This is a genomic window from Rhodoferax sp. RT5P35 (genome assembly GCF_056521385.1).
Window position 1 is genome coordinate 1 of sequence record NZ_JBWMAX010000385.1, and the last position, 1,016, is coordinate 1,016.

Sequence of the window (1,016 nt, forward strand, 5' to 3'; positions counted from 1 at the left end):
GCTGCGCATCGGCGGGCAGGATTGGCGCTGCATCAGCGGCTACGGGCATGCACCAGAGCACATTGCGCTGTACTGCGCCGAGACCCAGGTGCTTATCGGCGGCGACATGATGCTGCCGCGCATATCCACCAACGTCAGCGTGTTCGATGTAGAGCCCGAAAGCAACCCGCTGCAGCAGTTTCTGGACTCGATCGACAAGTTCGCACCCCTGCACCCCGACACCCTGACCCTGCCCGCGCACGGCAAGCCCTTCCAAGGCCTGCACACCCGCATCCAGCAGCTGCACGACCACCACCGCGACCACCTGGCCCAGGTGATGGCCTTTGCCCGCCAGCGGCCCTGCAGCGCAGCCGACATCCTGCCCGTGCTGTTCAGCCGCACGCTCGACCTGCACCAGACCACCTTCGCCATGGGCGAGGCGGTGGCGCATCTGCACAAGCTGTGGGTGGATGGGTATTTACGGCGTACACAGGATGCGGATAGGGTCTATCGGTTCGCTCCGACAAGCTTGCACTACCCCGAAACCATGCCGCTGGAACCCAGCGAAGCGATGCCGGTCAGCGCCTGAGAACGGGTTTTAAACCTCATCCCACTTCGGCACCACCACAGCGCGCAGCTCCGCCCGCAGCGGCACGTAGCCCGGCAGGATGGAAGCCACCGTGGCCCAGAACTGGGCGCTGTGGTCCATGTAGCGCAGGTGGCTCAGCTCGTGCACCACCACGTAGTCGATGACCGCCATGCGGGGGTGCAGCAGCCGCCAGTTCAGCCGGATCGAGCCCAGGGTGCTGGCGCTGCCCCAGCGGGTGGTGGCGTTGGACAAGGCCAGGCGCTTCCACTGCACCGCCAGTTGCGGTGCAAAGTGGTTCAAGCGCTCTACAAACAAAGCCCGCGCCTGCAGCAGCATCCATTTGTGCACGGCAGCGCGGATGTGCGCAGGCGCGGAATCCAGCGGCAGGCCCAGGTGCAGGCAGTTGTCGATCAGCAGCGCGCCCTTGTGCACCCGGTGCAGCGCGGGC

The 1,016-nt window shown here is 65.8% G+C and carries 2 protein-coding genes; one reads left to right on the forward strand and one right to left on the reverse strand.

Annotated features, from left to right (window positions below; translation table 11 throughout):
- Positions 1-568: MBL fold metallo-hydrolase (locus AC097L_RS26535; RefSeq protein ID WP_479589672.1), on the forward strand; the 568-nt coding region annotated here is incomplete at its 5' end.
- A gap of 9 nt (positions 569-577) precedes the next feature.
- Here the strand turns inward: AC097L_RS26535 and AC097L_RS26540 are convergent.
- Positions 578-1,016, reverse strand: a 439-nt coding sequence (locus tag AC097L_RS26540) for a M48 family metallopeptidase (protein ID WP_479589673.1), incomplete at its 5' end; no start/stop codon positions are given.